We start from the raw sequence: 15,697 nt of genomic DNA, 5'->3' as shown, positions 1-15,697 counted from the left end.
CTTGCCCGCGATAAGGCCAGCACATTCAACATCTTTGTTGACTGATAGTCCGCTATCGCCGGCAAGCCGGTCTCGCTCCCACAGGGTTATGCGGTGGACTTGGGGTTAGTGCTTGGCCACCACGAGGTCTTTTGGCAACTTGAAGGTCCAGAGCATGCCGCCCTGGTTGAAGTCCTTGATGCGCTTGGCCACTTCACCGCCCCACAGCGGAACAGCGCCACCCCAACCGGACAGCACCGAGACGTACTGCTCGCCGTCCATTTCCCAGGTCACGGGTGAACCCAGTACGCCAGAGCCGGTCTGGAATTCCCAGACTTTCTCGCCGGTCTTGGCGTTGAACGCCTGGAGGAAACCTTCCGGCGTGCCGGTGAACACCAGGTTGCCTTTGGTGGTCAGCACCCCGCCCCACAACGGCGCGAAGTTCTTGTGGCGCCAGACTTCCTTGCCGGTTTTCGGGTCGATGGCGCGCAGCACGCCGATGTAGTCTTCGTTCAACGGTTTGATGGTGAAACCGGCACCAAGGAACGCCGCGCCTTTCTTGTAGGCGATGCCTTCGTTCCAGATGTCCATGCCCCACTCGTTGGACGGTACGTAGAACAACCCGGTGTCCTTGTTATAGGCCATCGGCATCCAGTTTTTCGCGCCGAGGAACGCCGGGGCGACGAACACCGAACTGCCCTTGGCTTCGGTGCCCGGTGCGCCCGGACGGCTGGCCTCGTTGTAGATCGGCCGGCCGTCTTTATCCAGCCCGGTGGCCCAGGTGATCTTGTCCACGAACGGGAAGCCACGAATGAATTTGCCGTTGGTGCGGTCCAGCACATAGAAGAAACCGTTACGGTCCGCGGTCGCGGCGGCTTTGATTTCTTTACCGCCTTCGGTGTAGTTGAACGAGACCAACTCGTTCACGCCGTCATAGTCCCAGCCGTCGTGGGGCGTGCTCTGGAAGTGCCATTTGATCGTGCCGTCGTCCGGGTTCAGCGCCAGACGCGAGGATGAATAAAGGTTGTCGCCAGGACGCAGGTGCGAGTTCCACGGCGCCGGGTTGCCGGTGCCGAACAGCAGCAGATTGGTTTCCGGGTCGTAGTAACCGCCGAGCCAAGGTGCCGCGCCGCCGGTTTTCCACAGATCGCCCGGCCAGGTCTTGCCGGCTTCGCCACCGGAAATACCGTTCTCTACCGCTTTCCCGTCCTTGTAGACATAGCCCATGTGGCCTTCGACGGTCGGGCGACTCCACAGCAAGTCGCCGTTTTTCGGGTCATAGGCTTCGATCTTGCCGACCACCCCGAACTCGCCACCGGCCACACCGGTAATCAGCTTGCCGTTGATCACCAACGGCGCTGCGCTGATGGAATAGCCTTCCTTGTGGTCGGCGACTTTCTTGCTCCACACCACTTTGCCGGTGTCTTTGTTCAGGGCCACGAGTTTGGCGTCAAGGGTGCCGAAGAACACGAGGTCGCCGTACAGCGCCACGCCCCGGTTGATCACGTCGCAGCACGGGCGGATGTCATCGGGCAGGCGGGCATCGTATTGCCAGAGCTTCTTGCCGGTGCGCGCGTCCACCGCGAACACCCGCGAGTAAGAACCGGTCATGTACATCACGCCGTCCTTGATCATCGGCTGTGCTTGCTGACCGCGTTGTTTTTCGCCGCCGAAGGAGAAGGCCCAGACCGGCCGCAAGTCCTTCACGTTGTTGACGTTGAGGGTGTCGAGCGGGCTGTAGCGCTGACCCTGGACGCCCAGACCGTTGGTGACGATCTGCTCCGGGTTCTTGGGGTCCTGGAGAATGTCCTGGTCGGTGACGGCGGCCAATGCCGTGCCGGACAACAGCATGGCACTGAGCAACAGGCTCAAGACGAAGGGTTGGCGACGTGCGGGTTGGGTCATGACGGCTGCCTCTGCGGTTTTTGTTATACCCGGGAAATTTTCCCGGTCTGGTGCAGATTCTTGGGCGCGGCCGCCGTTGCAACAATTGCCCGCAGTGCTGAGATTGCTAGTTCCTTAGTAGCGGGTCGGATGAGATGAACACCGGTTTTTGTGATCGACACCAGTCCCCTGTGGGAGCGAGCCTGCTCGCGATGAGGGCCTGACAGTCGATATCTTTATTGACTGCTACACCGCTATCGCAAGCAGGCTCGCTCCCACAGGGTTGCGTGTTGGTCATTTGCTTGCGGCGGAGTCGACTCGGGTCATCTGTTCGCGCTCGTAGCGAGGGTAGAGATGACTGACACTGCGAATCAGCTCATAACGACTCAGGCTGATCCCGGCGAACCGTTCGGGAATCGGGCTGCGGATCATCTCGCCCATGTCGCTACCATTGGCGGCGCCCTCACGCATCAGTTGATCGAGCCAGCCAAGGTAGTCGCGCATTTGCTCGAAGGGTTTTGCGTCCGTGGCTAACGGGCCGTGGCCGGGGACGATGAGCGTCCACGGCAAGCCTTGCAGCGTCGCAATGTCCGCCAGCCACACCGACAATCCCGGACTGTTGGGCGTGGTCAGCGCCCGCTGATAAAACACCAGATCCCCGGCAAACAGCACGCCGGTTTTCTGGTCGAGAATAGCCAGATCAGCGCCCGTGTGCCCACCCAGGCTCAGCAGGCGCAGATCGTGATTCCCAAAAGTTCGCACGCCCGGTGTCAGCGTCTCGGTCGGCAACACCACTTCGGTGCCACGCATCCAGTCGCCCACCAGTCGGTACATGTTCTCGGCCATGGCGTCGCCCTGCTGCTTCAACAGCTCGGCTGTACCGCCCAACGCGCCGATCGGCACGTCGCTGAAGGCCTGATTGCCCAGCACATGATCGGGATGATGATGGGTCAGCAGCACCTGGATCACCGGTTTGTCGGTGGTCGCGGCAATCGCTTTGCGCATCGCTTCGCCGTATCGCCTGGACGGCCCGGTGTCGATCACCACCACACCGCGTTCGGTGACGATGAACGCGGTATTGACGATGTTGCCACCGTTGCCCTTGGCGAAATTGTCGGTGCTGCCCTCCAGCAGCCAAGTGTCTGCGGCGATCTGCCGGGGCGTGAGTGAATAGTCGAGATCGGCCAGCGCAGGAAGGCTCAGGCTCATGAACAACAGCAGCATCCAGCGCATCGCGCGCTCCTTTGAGTCAGGGTATGGCCGCATCGAATTCGTTGCCGCTGTTGTCGCGCAGCAACAAGCGCGTCTGCCCTGCCCCTTCGATGTCGAACGCCAGGCTGGGGTTTTCGCTGACGGCGGGAAACAGTTCGAGGCGGGCCAGCAACTGATCGTTGTGATCGCGCAGCTCGGCATGGTTAATGAAAAATTCCGGGATGCCGCCGACCATGCCGTTGTCCATCGGGTGCGCCACCTGCAAGCGCAAGCGGCTGAATTCACCACGGGGATAACGCCCGCCAAGCACTTCGCCGATATGCTCTTCCCAGCCCGGTTGACTGCGCACCACGCTGGGCGCCGTGCATCCACCGCCCGCCGCATCGATCAGGGTCGAGCCGACATGCCACAGCCCATCGCGGGTCAGCACCGCTGCACGCAACGGCGTGGCTTGTTCGATACGGATGCGGATCGACAGCCACGGCAGCACGCGATCCAGCGGTTGAAAATCAACAATTTTTGGCAACGGATTGAGTTCGGCCCACGCAAGGATTTTCACCACCTCGCCCTTGAACGCCCGGGCGTCGATTTCCAGCGGCACTTGCCGGGCATCTTCGGCGAACGGCGGCGCCAGCAGCTTGACCCGCTCGTCGAACACGAACGGCGCATCGCCGAGCATTTGCTTGTGATAGAAGGCCCACATGACCGACGGTACCGGGTCTTTGCCCGGTTCGATGGCTGCCGCGTGCGCGGCCAAGGGTAGCCAGCAGGCCAACAGGCAACACGCGCTCCAGTTCACTGTTGATACATCTCCGGGACGTCATAGCGCAGGCCGTATCGGGCATAAATGGCTTTGACCGAGCCTTCACGGATCAGGGTTTCCAGGGTTTCTTCCACGGCATAGGCCAATTGACGATTGCTTTCGTGCACCGCCATGCCGATCTCCCAGAGTTGCTTGCCCATGTTCGGATAGGCGTTTTCCGCCAGCGCGAGTTGCGGGTCCGCCGCCTCGTGAACCTGCCAGTCGATCTCGCCGCGCATCGCCATGACCGCGTCGACTTCACCGGCCTTCATGGCCGCGAACGCCTGGGGCACGCCGGGGTAGTGGCGGGTTTTTCCGGCGAGCATGCCGTTGAATACCGAGGTCAGGTAGAACGACGGCACGCTGTCCACTTCGACGCCGATCGGGTGGTGCTCGAACACCGCGACACTGCCTACCGACTCCAGCCGACGGCGGTCATAAGCGACTTGCCATTGTTCGTTCTGGTACGGACCGAACATCACCACATGGCCGTTTTCCAGTTCACCCAGTTCGTTGCGCTTGCGCGCGTAATCCTGGTCGTAGGGCACACGCATCATCAGGTCGGCCAGTTGCAGATCGTGCAACTGACTGGCGCGCCAGATGTAGTCGCGCAGGTCGTCGTCGAGCTTCTCGCCGGCGGGCGCCCAGATCAGTTTCAAGTGCACGCCAAGGGCTTTGGCCAAGGCTTCGGCCAGTTCGACATCGACGCCACGGGGCTGGCCGGCGTCTTCGAAACTGTAGGGGGCGAAGTCTTTGTAGACCGCCACCTTCAGTTCCCCGGCGGCGATCATTTCGTCATAGGTACGGACCTGCGCCTGCACCGCCTGGCAGCACAGCAGCACAGCACTGATCAACAGAGCGAGCAGGCGCATGCATTACTCCTCGACGCGAACGCTGTCCAGGTAAGTGCGCACTGCCCACAGGGCTTCCTGACTCAGGTAATCGGCCATCTTCGGCATGTACACCCGACCGTCCCTTACGGCGCCGTGGCGGACCCGTTCGACGAACCATTCATCACCGGCCTCGCCGACATCGAGCATGCGCAAATCGGGGGCGATGCCGCCTGATTTGGCTTCCAGGCCATGACAGGCCGCGCAGTTCTGGTTGTAGGCCGATGAGCCGATCTCGATGGCTTTATCGTGTTCCGGGGAAGTGCGGTAAGGGTTCACCGCCGCCCACCCATCACCATCGACCTGCACGCCGGCGTCCTTGATCGGGGTCAGTCCCTTGGTTTCGACGGCTTGTGGCACCACGTTGCCGTGGGCCCAGACCGAACCCGCACTGATAAAGCCGGCCAGCAGTCCGGCAACGAGCAAGGCGTTGCGTTTTGTTGTCATTGTTATGCCCTCAGGATTGCACGCAAAACCTCTTGGCAGAGGCTATGGCAACCATCTTAGGAAGCGTTTCGCGCAAGCCCCATGCTGCTTTGGTGGCCGCCGTCTAATCCCTTGGTAGTAGGGCTTGTGGCGCACACCCAAATCAGGTGCCGTCTGGGAAATCTTCCCGGCAACAGCGGGACTTTTTCCGTATTCGCCACCCCGTCGAACGCACCACCCTGTGCAGGCCAAAACCTCCACTGGGAACTGCAACCATGACAATAAGATCGCTACCCGCCCTTTCCCCTTTGACCCTCGCCGTGCAAGCCTTTTTGCTGGTGAGCAGCCTGTCCCTGAGCGCTGCCGGCCAAGCCGCGACCGAACCGGCGAAGCCGACGCACAACGTGAGCTGGGAAGACATTGCCAACGATCACCTGACCACCAAGGACGTTCTGCAATACGGCATGGGCACCAACGCCCAGCGCTGGAGCCCGCTCGCTAAGGTCAACGACAAGAACGTATTCAAACTGACGCCCGCCTGGTCCTATTCGTTTGGCGACGAGAAACAGCGCGGCCAGGAATCCCAGGCCATCGTCAGTGACGGCGTGGTGTACGTCACCGGTTCGTACTCGCGGGTGTTTGCCCTCGACGCCAAGACCGGCAAGCGCCTGTGGACTTACAACCATCGCCTGCCGGACAACATTCGTCCGTGCTGCGATGTGGTCAATCGCGGGGCGGCGATTTATGGCGACAAGATCTACTTCGGTACCCTCGACGCACGCCTGATCGCGCTGGACAAGAACACCGGCAAAGTGGTGTGGAACAAGAAATTCGGCGACCACGCCGCCGGCTACACCATGACCGGCGCGCCAGTGCTGATCAAAGACAAGACCAGCGGCAAGGTGCTGCTGATTCATGGCAGTTCCGGCGATGAGTTCGGCGTGGTCGGGCAACTGTTTGCCCGCGACCCGGACACCGGCGAAGAAGTGTGGATGCGCCCCTTTGTCGAAGGCCACATGGGCCGCTTGAACGGCAAGGACAGCACCCCGACCGGCGACGTCAAGGCGCCGTCCTGGCCGAACGATCCGACCACCGAAACCGGCAAGGTCGAAGCCTGGAGCCACGGCGGAGGCGCCCCTTGGCAAAGCGCCAGTTTCGATCCGGAAACCAACACCATCATCGTCGGCGCCGGCAACCCTGGTCCGTGGAACACCTGGGCGCGCACTTCCAAGGACGGCAACCCGCACGATTACGACAGCCTCTATACCTCGGGCCAGGTCGGCGTCGATCCAAGCACCGGCGAAGTGAAATGGTTCTACCAGCACACGCCGAACGATGCCTGGGATTTCTCCGGCAACAACGAGCTGGTGCTGTTCGACTACAAGGACAAGGACGGTAAAACGGTCAAGGCCACCGGCCACGCGGACCGTAACGGTTTCTTCTACGTGGTCGACCGCAACAACGGCAAATTGCAGAACGCCTTCCCCTTCGTCGACAACATCACCTGGGCCAGCCACATTGACCTGAAGACCGGGCGCCCGGTCGAGAACGAAGGCCAGCGTCCGGCGAAACCGCTGCCGGGCGAAACCAAAGGCAAACCGGTTGAAGTTTCGCCGCCGTTCCTTGGCGGCAAAAACTGGAACCCGATGGCCTACAGCCAGGACACCGGGTTGTTCTACATTCCGGGCAACCAATGGAAAGAGGAATACTGGACCGAAGAGGTCAACTACAAAAAAGGTTCGGCCTATCTGGGCATGGGGTTCCGCATCAAACGCATGTACGACGATCACGTCGGCACCTTGCGTGCGATGAACCCGACTACGGGCAAAGTGGTGTGGGAGCACAAGGAGGCGCTGCCACTGTGGGCCGGCGTGCTGGCGACCAAAGGCAACCTGGTATTCACCGGTACCGGCGACGGTTTCTTCAAGGCCTTCGACGCGAAAACCGGCAAGGAGCTGTGGAAGTTCCAGACCGGCAGCGGCATCGTCTCGCCGCCGGTCACCTGGGAACAGGACGGCGAGCAGTATATCGGCGTGACTGTCGGCTATGGCGGCGCGGTGCCGTTGTGGGGTGGCGACATGGCCGAGCTGACCAAACCGGTGGCTCAGGGCGGGTCGTTCTGGGTGTTCAAGATTCCGAGCTGGGATAACCAGACCGCACAGAAGTAAACCACTACCCCACCCACCGCCAACCTCTGTGGGAGCGAGCGTGCTCGCGATGGACCTGAGACTGCCACGGGGCACCAGACGCCCCGCGTCTTCGTTGACGACCCTCGCGAGCAGGCCCGCTCCCACAAGGGCCCCAGAGACTTCGCCATGAACTGTCTGCCTCTACTGCTTCTATTAAGCGTTGCCACGGCTTACGCCACCGATGACGGCGACGAAGCCCCGTTGATCATCAACGGCTGCACCCTCGCCGAGCACAGCCAATGCCCCGGCGCCAACCTCAAAGGCGCCAACCTGAGCAATCAGGACCTGCGCAACATGAACCTCAGCGGCGCCGACCTGCGCGATGCCGACTTGCGCCACGCCCGCCTCGACCTCGCCAATCTGGAAAAAGCCCAACTGCAAGGCGCCAACTTGACCCGCGCCAGCCTGCAACAGAGCAACCTGCGCCTGGCCGACTTCAGCGGTGCCTCGTTGATGGCGATCCAGGGTTGGGGCCTGTTTGCCCAGGGCGCACAATTTCAGGACGCCAACCTCAGCGGCGCCTACCTGCAATTCGCCCGCCTCTCCGGCGCCAAACTGCACAACGCCAACCTGCGGGCGGCCGATCTGGAAATGACCTGGTTAAGCAAGGCTGATCTCAAAGGCGCGGATCTGCGCGATGCCAATCTGCAGGAAGCCAAGTTTGGCGAAAGCAACCTGGAGCAGGCGAACCTCAATGGTTCGCGCCAGCATTATGCGAATTTTCAGGATGCAAATATGGAGGGTTGCACCGGTTGCCCAACGACATGGAACAAGTAACCCCTCTCCTGTGGGAGCGAGCTTGCTCGCGATGGCGGCCTGTCAGTCGACATCAATTGTGGATGGAAGGCCCTCATTGCGAGCAAGCCCGCTCCCACAGGGTTCTGCGGTGGATAGAGTCACATCGCCTTGCGCACCACCCCCATATCAATCCCCAGATGCACCAGTTCGGCATGGGAGCTGACCTGCAATTTGCTCTTGAGCAACGTCAGGTGATTGGAGACGGTCTTGCTGCTGATGCTTAACTGCTCGGCAATCAACCGGGCCGGAGTGCCTTTGGCAAGCATCACGAAAATTTCCAGCTCACGCTGGGTCATGCTCTGCAAACGCGGATCACTGGCGTCGTCCTGTTGCGGGTGACAGACCAATTGAGTGGCCAGCGGTTGTTCGATATAGGCGTGGCCGGCAAGGATGCGCCGCACGGCCTCGATCAACACATCCGGGGCCGAGCTTTTGGTCAGGTAACCCGAGGCGCCCGCGTCCAGCGCCTGGCGTACCAACGGCAGCTCATCGTGCATGCTGAAAAACAGCACGCGCAATTGCGGCAGACGCTGTCGCAACCGGCGCGTGGTTTCCAGCCCGCTGATTCCCGGCAAACCGAAATCCATGATCACCAGATTCGGCACGGCTTCCTGAACCTTGGTCAGCGCCTCTTCACCCGTTGCGGCTTCACGCACTTCCATCGCCGGCAACAACGCGCGCAACAAACTCGCGTAGCCCTGACGGACCACCGCATGGTCATCCACCAGCAGAATGTTCATGAAGCCTCCAAAGGCATGCTCAAGGCCAGCGCCCAACCGGCGCCGGGGTGGCTGATAATGCGTAGGTCGCCGCCCAGACTGCGGGCGCGCTCGAACATCGAATACAAACCGACTCCCCGTCGCTGCGGCTGGAGTGCGCCGCAACCGTTGTCACGCACCAGCAAGCACAACTGCCCGCCGCGATGGTGCAGACGCACCCGCACTTCGCTGGCACCGGCGTGACGGGCAACGTTGGTCAAGGCTTCCTGCAACAGACGGTAGAGGTGGGTCTTGTCCGGCGCGGACAACGTCGGCAAGTGCGCGCTGACCCGTAACCGGCAATCGATCCCTTGTCGGGCTTGCCATTGTTCCACCAGCAACCCAAGGGCTTCGGCCAGCGGCAGGTGCTGCAACACCACCGGATAGAGGTCGTGCACCAGCGCTCTGAAACCTTGTTGCAGGTGTTCGCAGTTGTGTTCCAGCTCACGCACCGTGCGCTCCACGGTGTCAGGCTGATCAGCGACCAAGCGCAACAGACAGGCCTGAGCCCGAATCCCCGCCAGGTATTGACCGAGATCGTCGTGCAGGGTCTGCGCCAGATGAGTGCGCTCCTGTTCCTGCACCGCCAGTAACGTCTGGGTCAGTTGCGTGTTGTCGGCGCGTGCCTGTTCCAGTGCTTCGGTCATGCGGTTGAAATGCGTCGCCAGTTGCCGCGCTTCCGGCAGCCCCTGCGCACGCAATCGCACCTTGAGCTGGCCGCCGGAGACCTGCCGCAACGCGCGCAGCAACTCGTCGAGCAACCCCATGCCCCGGCGCACGGCCCAGCGGATGGTCAACAGACTCGACAATAACGCCAGGCCACACAGGCTCAGTAATTGTTGGAGGGAATCCCAGACCTCATCGATTTCATCCCGTGGGTCGACCGCGATCTGCACGCGTCGGCCATCCTGCAGATCCAGCACCCGCACGCCGTGCCGTGCCTCGGCAAACAGCAATCGCCCGAGCCAGGCGTCCAGCCCGTCCTGCATCGAAGGGTGTGCCGCCTCGCCCGGTTCGAGCCAGTGCACCCGCACGTGACGCAGACTTTGCGTCAGCCGTGGTTGCAGGCTGACGGGATCACGCTCGGCGGTTTCGCTCAAATATTCGACCACCGCCTCGGCGGATTGCAGCTCACGCTCCACATCCGCCAGCGCCTGATGCACCAGCAAGCCCATGCACGCCAGGGTGACCAGAGTGAAGAATCCGCAGACCCACAGGTTGATCCGCCACAGCGCTGACATGCCTAGCGCCCCGGCGTCGCGGGCAAAACCGGCAGCGACGCGGGGCGCGGGCCGTGGAGTTTGTCGATGCCGATCAGGCTCAGGATCAGCAGCAACGGCAGGAGCAGCGCTTTGAGAATACGCATGATCGATCTTCTCCAGAATGATGGCCGTTGTTGTCCATGCTAAAACCGCGCCGCCCACGGCGAGTTACTACCTTGGTACTGCCTCACTGGTACTTTCTGCATATTTCATCCTGTCCTCAGGCTTCCTATGCTGGCGCTAACCGTCGTGGAGTGCCTTATGCGCCAGCTTGCCCCTTACGCCCTGATCTACCTGCTGGCGATTGCCTGCGCTGCGGGGCTGGCGACCCAGAGTCAGGCGGCCGACGCGCCCTTGCAGGTGCAGATCGGCTACCTGGGTTATCGCCCTGATCCGGGGCCGCTACTGTCCAACGTGATTCCCGAGCCGATCGATGCCGGAGGGCGTGGCGCCGAACTGGCGATCACAGACAGCAACAGCACCGGGCGTTTTCTCAATCACAGTTACAGCCTGGCCAGCGTCAACGCCGACAGCCCGGAGGCCTTGCTTGAAGCGGCCAAGGCTCAACACGCGCAAGGTCTGCGCCTGTTTGTGGTGAACGCGCCAGTGGCCAGCCTGCGCCAACTCAGCGCGGCTCTGCCTGACAGTTTGCTGTTCAACGCCGGTAGCCCGGATGACAGCTTGCGCACCACCGACTGCTTGCCAAACGTGCTGCACACGCTGCCAAGCCGGGCGATGCTGGCCGATGCGCTGGCGCAGTTTCTGGTGGTGCGCAAATGGCAGCGGGCGCTGCTGATCGTCGGCCCGACCGCCGACGATCAAGCCTATGCCGCCGCCCTGCGTCGCGCGGCGAAGCGCTTCGGCGTGCAACTGGTCGCGGAAAAAGCCTGGAGTTTCGATAACGACCAGCGCCGCAGCGCCCAGGCCGACATGCCCCTGTTCACCCAGACCGCGGAGTACGACGTGGTGCTGGTGGCCGATGAGCGCGGTGACTTCGGCGAATACGTGCCCTACCAGACCTGGTATCCGCGCCCGGTGGCCGGCACTCAAGGCCTGACCCCGGTGGGTTGGCACAAGACCGTGGAAACCTACGGCGCCGCCCAATTGCAAAAGCGCTTCGAAGCCATGGCCGGGCGCTGGATGAACGACCGCGATTTTGCCGCGTGGATGGCCGTGCGCAGTATCGCCAGCGCCGTGAGCAAACTGCGTCAGACCGATCCGATGGCGATCCGCAACCTGGAAATCAGCGATCAATTGCCGCTGGATGGTTTCAAGGGTCGCAAGCTCAGTTATCGCCCGTGGAACGGCCAGTTGCGCCAGCCGATCCCCATCGTCCAGCCACGGGCGCTGGTCAGCACCTCGCCGCAGGACGGCTTTCTGCACCCTTTCAATGAAATGGACAGCCTCGGTTACGACAAGCCCGAAGTCAGCTGCCGCTTTCCCTGATCGTCCACAACAACGACAACAATAAGGAATCTGCCATGCGCCGCACCCTGCTTTCATGTGCCCTGCTGCTCGCTGCCGGGCACGCCGCGGCCAGCACCGCCTGGGTCTCGAACGAGAAAGACAACACCCTGAGCCTGATCGACATGCAGACCCTGCAAGTCACCGACACCCTGCCCGTCGGCCAGCGCCCGCGCGGCCTGTTGTTGTCCCACGACAACAAGCTGCTGTACATCTGCGCCAGCGATTCGGACCGGGTGCAGGTCATGGACGTGGCCACGCGCAAAATCATCAAAGAACTGCCCTCGGGCAAGGACCCCGAGCAATTCGCCCTGCACCCGAACAATCGCTGGCTCTACGTTTCCAACGAGGACGATGCGTTGGTGACCGTGATCGACACCGAAACCTCCAAGGTGCTGGGCCAGATCAACGTCGGCGTCGAACCCGAAGGCATGGCGGTCAGCCCCGATGGCAAATGGGCGGTGAACACCAGCGAAACCACTAACATGCTGCACTGGATCGACACCAGCACCCAGACCCTGGCCGACAGCACGCTGGTGGATCAGCGCCCGCGTTTCGTCGAGTTCACACCCGATGGCAAACAACTGTGGGCCTCGGCGGAAATCGGCGGCACGGTGACGGTCCTCGACGTCGCAACCCGGCAGGTGCTCAAGACCCTGACCTTCCAGATCAAAGGCGTGCACCCGGACAAGGTGCAACCGGTGGGCATCAAGCTCAGCGCCGACGGCAAGTATGGTTTCGTCGCGCTCGGTCCGGCCAATCATGTGGCGGTGATCGATGCCAAGACCTTGGAAATCCTTGATTACCTGCTGGTCGGCCGCCGCGTCTGGCAGATGGCGTTTACCCCGGATCAGAAGCAATTGTTGGCAACCAATGGGGTCAGCGGCGATGTGTCGGTGATCGATGTCGACAGCCTCAAAGTGAGCAAATCGGTGAAGGTCGGGCGTTATCCGTGGGGCGTGGTGGTCACGCCATGAACGCACTGGAAGTCAGCGACGTGAGCTTTGCCTATGGCGCGCGGGAGGCGTTGCGCCAGGTGAGTTTCAGCCTGGCGCCCGGTCGTTTTGCAGCGCTGCTGGGGCCCAACGGTGCAGGAAAATCGACGCTGATCGCCCTGCTGACGCGGTTGTATGACTTGCAGCGTGGCGACATTGTTGTCGGCGGCTGTTCGCTGCGTAATGCGCCGCGCCCGGCGCTGAGGCAACTGGGTGTGGTGTTTCAGCAAAGCACCCTGGACCTGGACCTCAGCGTCGAGCAAAACCTGCGTTATCACGCCGCGCTGCATGGAATGTCACGCCGCCAGACCAGCCTGCGGGTCGACGCCGAACTGGCCCGGCAAACGCTGACCGAACGCCGTCGCGAACGGGTTCGCGAACTGAACGGTGGCCATCGTCGCCGGGTGGAAATCGCCCGTGCGCTGCTGCATGAGCCACGCCTGTTACTGCTCGATGAGGCCAGCGTCGGCCTCGATCCGGCCAGTCGATTAGCGCTCAATCAACACATCCGCAGCTTGTGTCGCGAGCAACACCTCAGTGTGCTCTGGACCACCCATTTGCTGGACGAGGTGCAACCGAGCGATGACTTGCTGATTCTCCATCAAGGACGCTTGGTCGCCAGTGGACAAGCCGATGCCCTGAGCCTGGAACACGGCGGCGACCTCGGTTCGGCTTTCGCGCGTTTGACCACCTCGGGAGCCGTGCGATGAATGCTTACTGGCAATGCTTCAGCGGCATCGTGCTGCGTGAATGGCTGCGTTTTGTGTTGCAGCGCACGCGGTTTCTCAGCGCGCTTGTCCGGCCGTTGCTGTGGCTACTGGTGTTCGCCGCCGGTTTTCGCGCAGCACTCGGGATCGCGATCATTGAGCCCTACGACACCTACATTCCCTACGAGGTCTACATCATTCCAGGTTTGGCCTGCATGATTCTGCTGTTCAACGGCATGCAAGGTTCGCTGTCGATGGTCTACGACCGGGAGATGGGCAGCATGCGCGTGCTGCTCACCAGTCCCTTGCCCCGCACGTTTCTGCTGTGCAGCAAATTGTTGGCCACGTCGCTGATTTCGCTGTTGCAGGTGTACGCCTTTCTGGCGATTGCCTGGGTGTACGGCGTGCAACCGCCGGCCATGGGGCTGTTGATCGCCTTGCCGGCGCTGTTGCTGGTGGCGTTGATGCTCAGCGCGCTGGGCCTGTTGCTGTCGAACGCCATCCGTCAGTTGGAAAACTTCGCCGGGGTGATGAATTTCGTGATCTTCCCGCTGTTTTTCCTGTCGTCGGCCCTGTATCCGCTGTGGAAGATGCGCGAGTCGAGCGAGTGGTTGTATTGGCTGTGCGCCGTGAACCCGTTTACCCATGCGGTGGAGCTGGTGAGGTTTGCACTGTATGAACGCTTCAATCCGTTGGCGCTGGCGGTGTGTGTGGGGCTGACATTGTTGTTTGCCCTGCTCGCCGTGCTCACCTTCAACCCGCAACACGCTGCCTTACGCAAAGGCAACTGACCAGCCAAATCCCCCTGTGGGAGCGAGCCTGCTCGCGATGGCGGAGTGTCAGCCGACATCAATGCCGGATGTGAGGGCCTCATCGCGAGCAGGCTCGCTCCTACAATTGGATCTCCATCAAACATGGCAAAATTACTACTTTAGTACTGGTTTTCCTGTCTATCGTCGCATTCCCAATGCACCGAGACTGGCATGTAATGGGCTCATAACTATAAGGACTGAACCAATGCCGCGTGCCCGACGTGTTCTGCTGCGCCCTTCCCTCGCCGTGTTATCGCTGAGCCTGTTGCTGGGTGTCGCACACGCTGACACACCGCTGTTCTCCGCCGAAGGCTATCGCATCGGCCTTTATCGCAGTCCGACCCCGAATCAACTGCAAGGCGCGTCCATTATCGATACGCCAGCCCTGCAAACCCTGCTCTCCCAGACACCACGCCCGATCTTGATCGACGTCTATCGCCGTCAATGGCTGCAAGGTCGCTTCATCGAAGACCAGCCCCATGAGAACCTGCCCGGCAGTCATTGGCTGGCCAATACCGGCGATGGCGACCTGACGCCCGACTGGCAGGGCTATTTTGCGCGTAACCTGAACACATTGACCGCGGGCGATCTTGCGCAACCGCTGGTCTTCTACTGCCGCTCCGATTGCTGGCTGAGCTGGAACGCGGTCAAACGCGCCGCCGCCATGGGCTATAAGACTCTGTATTGGTATCGCGACGGCCTGGATGCCTGGCAAGCGGCGAACCTGCCGGTGACGCCCGCCCGGCCCGAGCCTTTTCCCTGACCTTTACGCGTGGGTGTTGTTGCCACACCATAATCAAAATAATGAGGTGAAAGGCTATGTACAAAATTCTGATTGCCGACGATCACCCGCTGTTTCGCGAAGCCATTCATAACGTCATCAGCGACGGTTTTCCGGGCAGCGAAGTCATGGAAACCGCCGACCTCGACAGCGCCCTGGCGCTGACTCAGGACCACGACGACCTGGACCTGATCCTGCTCGACCTGAACATGCCCGGCATGCACGGCCTGAACGGCCTGATCAACCTGCGCAACGAAGCACCGACCATTCCGGTGGTGATCGTCTCGGCTGAACAGGACAAGCAGATCGTGCTGCAAGCCATCACCTATGGCGCGGTGGGTTTCATCACCAAGTCCTCGCCACGGGTGCAAATGACCGAGGCGATCCAGCAGATTCTCAACGGCAACGTCTACCTGCCGCCGGACATCATCCGCACGCAAAAAAGCGGCACCCACCGCCGGATGAACGACAATCCGAGTTTCCCGCCGGAACTGCTCCAGGCCCTGACCCGCAAGCAATTGCTGGTGTTGGAGCGCATGACCAAAGGCGAGTCGAACAAACAGATCGCCTACACCCTGGAAATCGCCGAAACCACGGTCAAGGCCCACGTCTCGGCGATCCTGCGCAAACTCAATGTGCACAACCGGGTGCAGGCGATCCTGAGTGCCGGGGATATTGATTTCGGGTCTTATCTGCGGCGTTGATTCTGGTACACCGAGTCGCTCCCCATCGCGGGCA

The 15,697-nt window shown here is 61.5% G+C and carries 16 protein-coding genes; 8 read left to right on the top strand and 8 right to left on the bottom strand.

The window, feature by feature from the left end:
* Window positions 1-105 precede the first annotated feature (105 nt).
* The 5 genes from F8N43_RS04495 to pedF all read right to left on the bottom strand — a co-directional run bounded on the left by F8N43_RS04495 (window position 106) and on the right by pedF (window position 5,214).
* The gene (locus F8N43_RS04495) at window positions 106-1,884 is read right to left on the bottom strand and encodes a PQQ-dependent methanol/ethanol family dehydrogenase (RefSeq protein ID WP_150630496.1); all 1,779 of its coding nucleotides are present in this window, start codon (window positions 1,882-1,884) and stop codon (window positions 106-108) included.
* Window positions 1,885-2,157: 273 nt separating this feature from the next.
* Entirely contained in the window at window positions 2,158-3,096 is a 939-nt protein-coding gene (locus F8N43_RS04490) for a quinoprotein relay system zinc metallohydrolase 1 (protein ID WP_150653268.1), read from the bottom strand.
* Window positions 3,097-3,112: 16 nt separating this feature from the next.
* Entirely contained in the window at window positions 3,113-3,874 is a 762-nt protein-coding gene (locus F8N43_RS04485; protein ID WP_150630494.1) for a quinoprotein dehydrogenase-associated SoxYZ-like carrier, read from the bottom strand.
* The gene (locus F8N43_RS04480; RefSeq protein WP_150639991.1) at window positions 3,871-4,749 is read right to left on the bottom strand and encodes a substrate-binding periplasmic protein; all 879 of its coding nucleotides are present in this window, start codon (window positions 4,747-4,749) and stop codon (window positions 3,871-3,873) included. Before F8N43_RS04480 ends, F8N43_RS04485 begins: the two co-directional genes overlap by 4 nt.
* Window positions 4,750-4,752: 3 nt before the next feature.
* Entirely contained in the window at window positions 4,753-5,214 is a 462-nt protein-coding gene (gene pedF, locus F8N43_RS04475) for a cytochrome c-550 PedF (RefSeq protein ID WP_150639990.1), read from the bottom strand.
* A 254-nt stretch (window positions 5,215-5,468) separates the two neighbouring features.
* Here pedF and exaA point away from each other — a divergent pair, with 254 nt between their 5' ends.
* Both exaA and F8N43_RS04465 read left to right on the top strand, forming a co-directional pair.
* Window positions 5,469-7,361, top strand: coding sequence for a quinoprotein ethanol dehydrogenase (gene exaA / locus F8N43_RS04470; RefSeq protein ID WP_150630491.1), 1,893 nt, complete (start codon window positions 5,469-5,471; stop codon window positions 7,359-7,361).
* Between the two features lie 147 nt (window positions 7,362-7,508).
* Window positions 7,509-8,159, top strand: a complete 651-nt coding sequence (locus F8N43_RS04465; protein ID WP_150630490.1) for a pentapeptide repeat-containing protein — start codon at window positions 7,509-7,511, stop codon at window positions 8,157-8,159.
* A 119-nt stretch (window positions 8,160-8,278) separates the two neighbouring features.
* Here the strand turns inward: F8N43_RS04465 and F8N43_RS04455 are convergent, their stop codons facing one another.
* The 3 genes from F8N43_RS04455 to F8N43_RS29685 are packed head-to-tail and all read right to left on the bottom strand — an operon-like array spanning window position 8,279 to window position 10,304.
* Window positions 8,279-8,920, bottom strand: coding sequence for a response regulator transcription factor (locus F8N43_RS04455; protein WP_150630488.1), 642 nt, complete (start codon window positions 8,918-8,920; stop codon window positions 8,279-8,281).
* Window positions 8,917-10,179 (bottom strand): histidine kinase, encoded by a 1,263-nt coding sequence (locus tag F8N43_RS04450; protein ID WP_150653267.1) that lies wholly within the window; start codon window positions 10,177-10,179, stop codon window positions 8,917-8,919. Before F8N43_RS04450 ends, F8N43_RS04455 begins: the two co-directional genes overlap by 4 nt.
* 2 nt (window positions 10,180-10,181) lie before the next feature.
* Entirely contained in the window at window positions 10,182-10,304 is a 123-nt protein-coding gene (locus F8N43_RS29685) for a hypothetical protein (protein ID WP_263596733.1), read from the bottom strand.
* A gap of 157 nt (window positions 10,305-10,461) precedes the next feature.
* Between F8N43_RS29685 and F8N43_RS04445 the strand changes: the two genes are divergently transcribed.
* From F8N43_RS04445 to F8N43_RS04420, 6 genes are all read left to right on the top strand, one after another.
* Complete coding sequence (locus F8N43_RS04445; RefSeq protein ID WP_150630486.1) at window positions 10,462-11,646, top strand: ABC transporter substrate-binding protein; 1,185 nt, start codon at window positions 10,462-10,464, stop codon at window positions 11,644-11,646.
* Window positions 11,647-11,681: 35 nt separating this feature from the next.
* Window positions 11,682-12,641, top strand: coding sequence for a YVTN family beta-propeller repeat protein (locus tag F8N43_RS04440; protein ID WP_150639988.1), 960 nt, complete (start codon window positions 11,682-11,684; stop codon window positions 12,639-12,641).
* Entirely contained in the window at window positions 12,638-13,369 is a 732-nt protein-coding gene (locus F8N43_RS04435) for an ABC transporter ATP-binding protein (RefSeq protein WP_150630484.1), read from the top strand. Before F8N43_RS04440 ends, F8N43_RS04435 begins: the two co-directional genes overlap by 4 nt.
* Window positions 13,366-14,157 (top strand): ABC transporter permease, encoded by a 792-nt coding sequence (locus tag F8N43_RS04430; RefSeq protein ID WP_150630483.1) that lies wholly within the window; start codon window positions 13,366-13,368, stop codon window positions 14,155-14,157. Before F8N43_RS04435 ends, F8N43_RS04430 begins: the two co-directional genes overlap by 4 nt.
* A 226-nt stretch (window positions 14,158-14,383) precedes the next feature.
* Window positions 14,384-14,941 (top strand): PQQ-dependent catabolism-associated CXXCW motif protein, encoded by a 558-nt coding sequence (locus F8N43_RS04425; RefSeq protein ID WP_150630482.1) that lies wholly within the window; start codon window positions 14,384-14,386, stop codon window positions 14,939-14,941.
* 56 nt (window positions 14,942-14,997) lie between these two features.
* Window positions 14,998-15,663, top strand: coding sequence for a response regulator transcription factor (locus F8N43_RS04420; protein ID WP_150630481.1), 666 nt, complete (start codon window positions 14,998-15,000; stop codon window positions 15,661-15,663).
* The last annotated feature ends 34 nt before the right edge of the window (window positions 15,664-15,697 follow it).

The sequence above is a fragment of the Pseudomonas fluorescens genome, from assembly GCF_902498065.1.
In the GTDB taxonomy this organism is placed as follows: domain Bacteria; phylum Pseudomonadota; class Gammaproteobacteria; order Pseudomonadales; family Pseudomonadaceae; genus Aquipseudomonas; species Aquipseudomonas fluorescens_BJ.
Note: the sequence above shows the minus strand (reverse complement) of the source record. Positions and strands in the feature narration are given on the sequence as shown.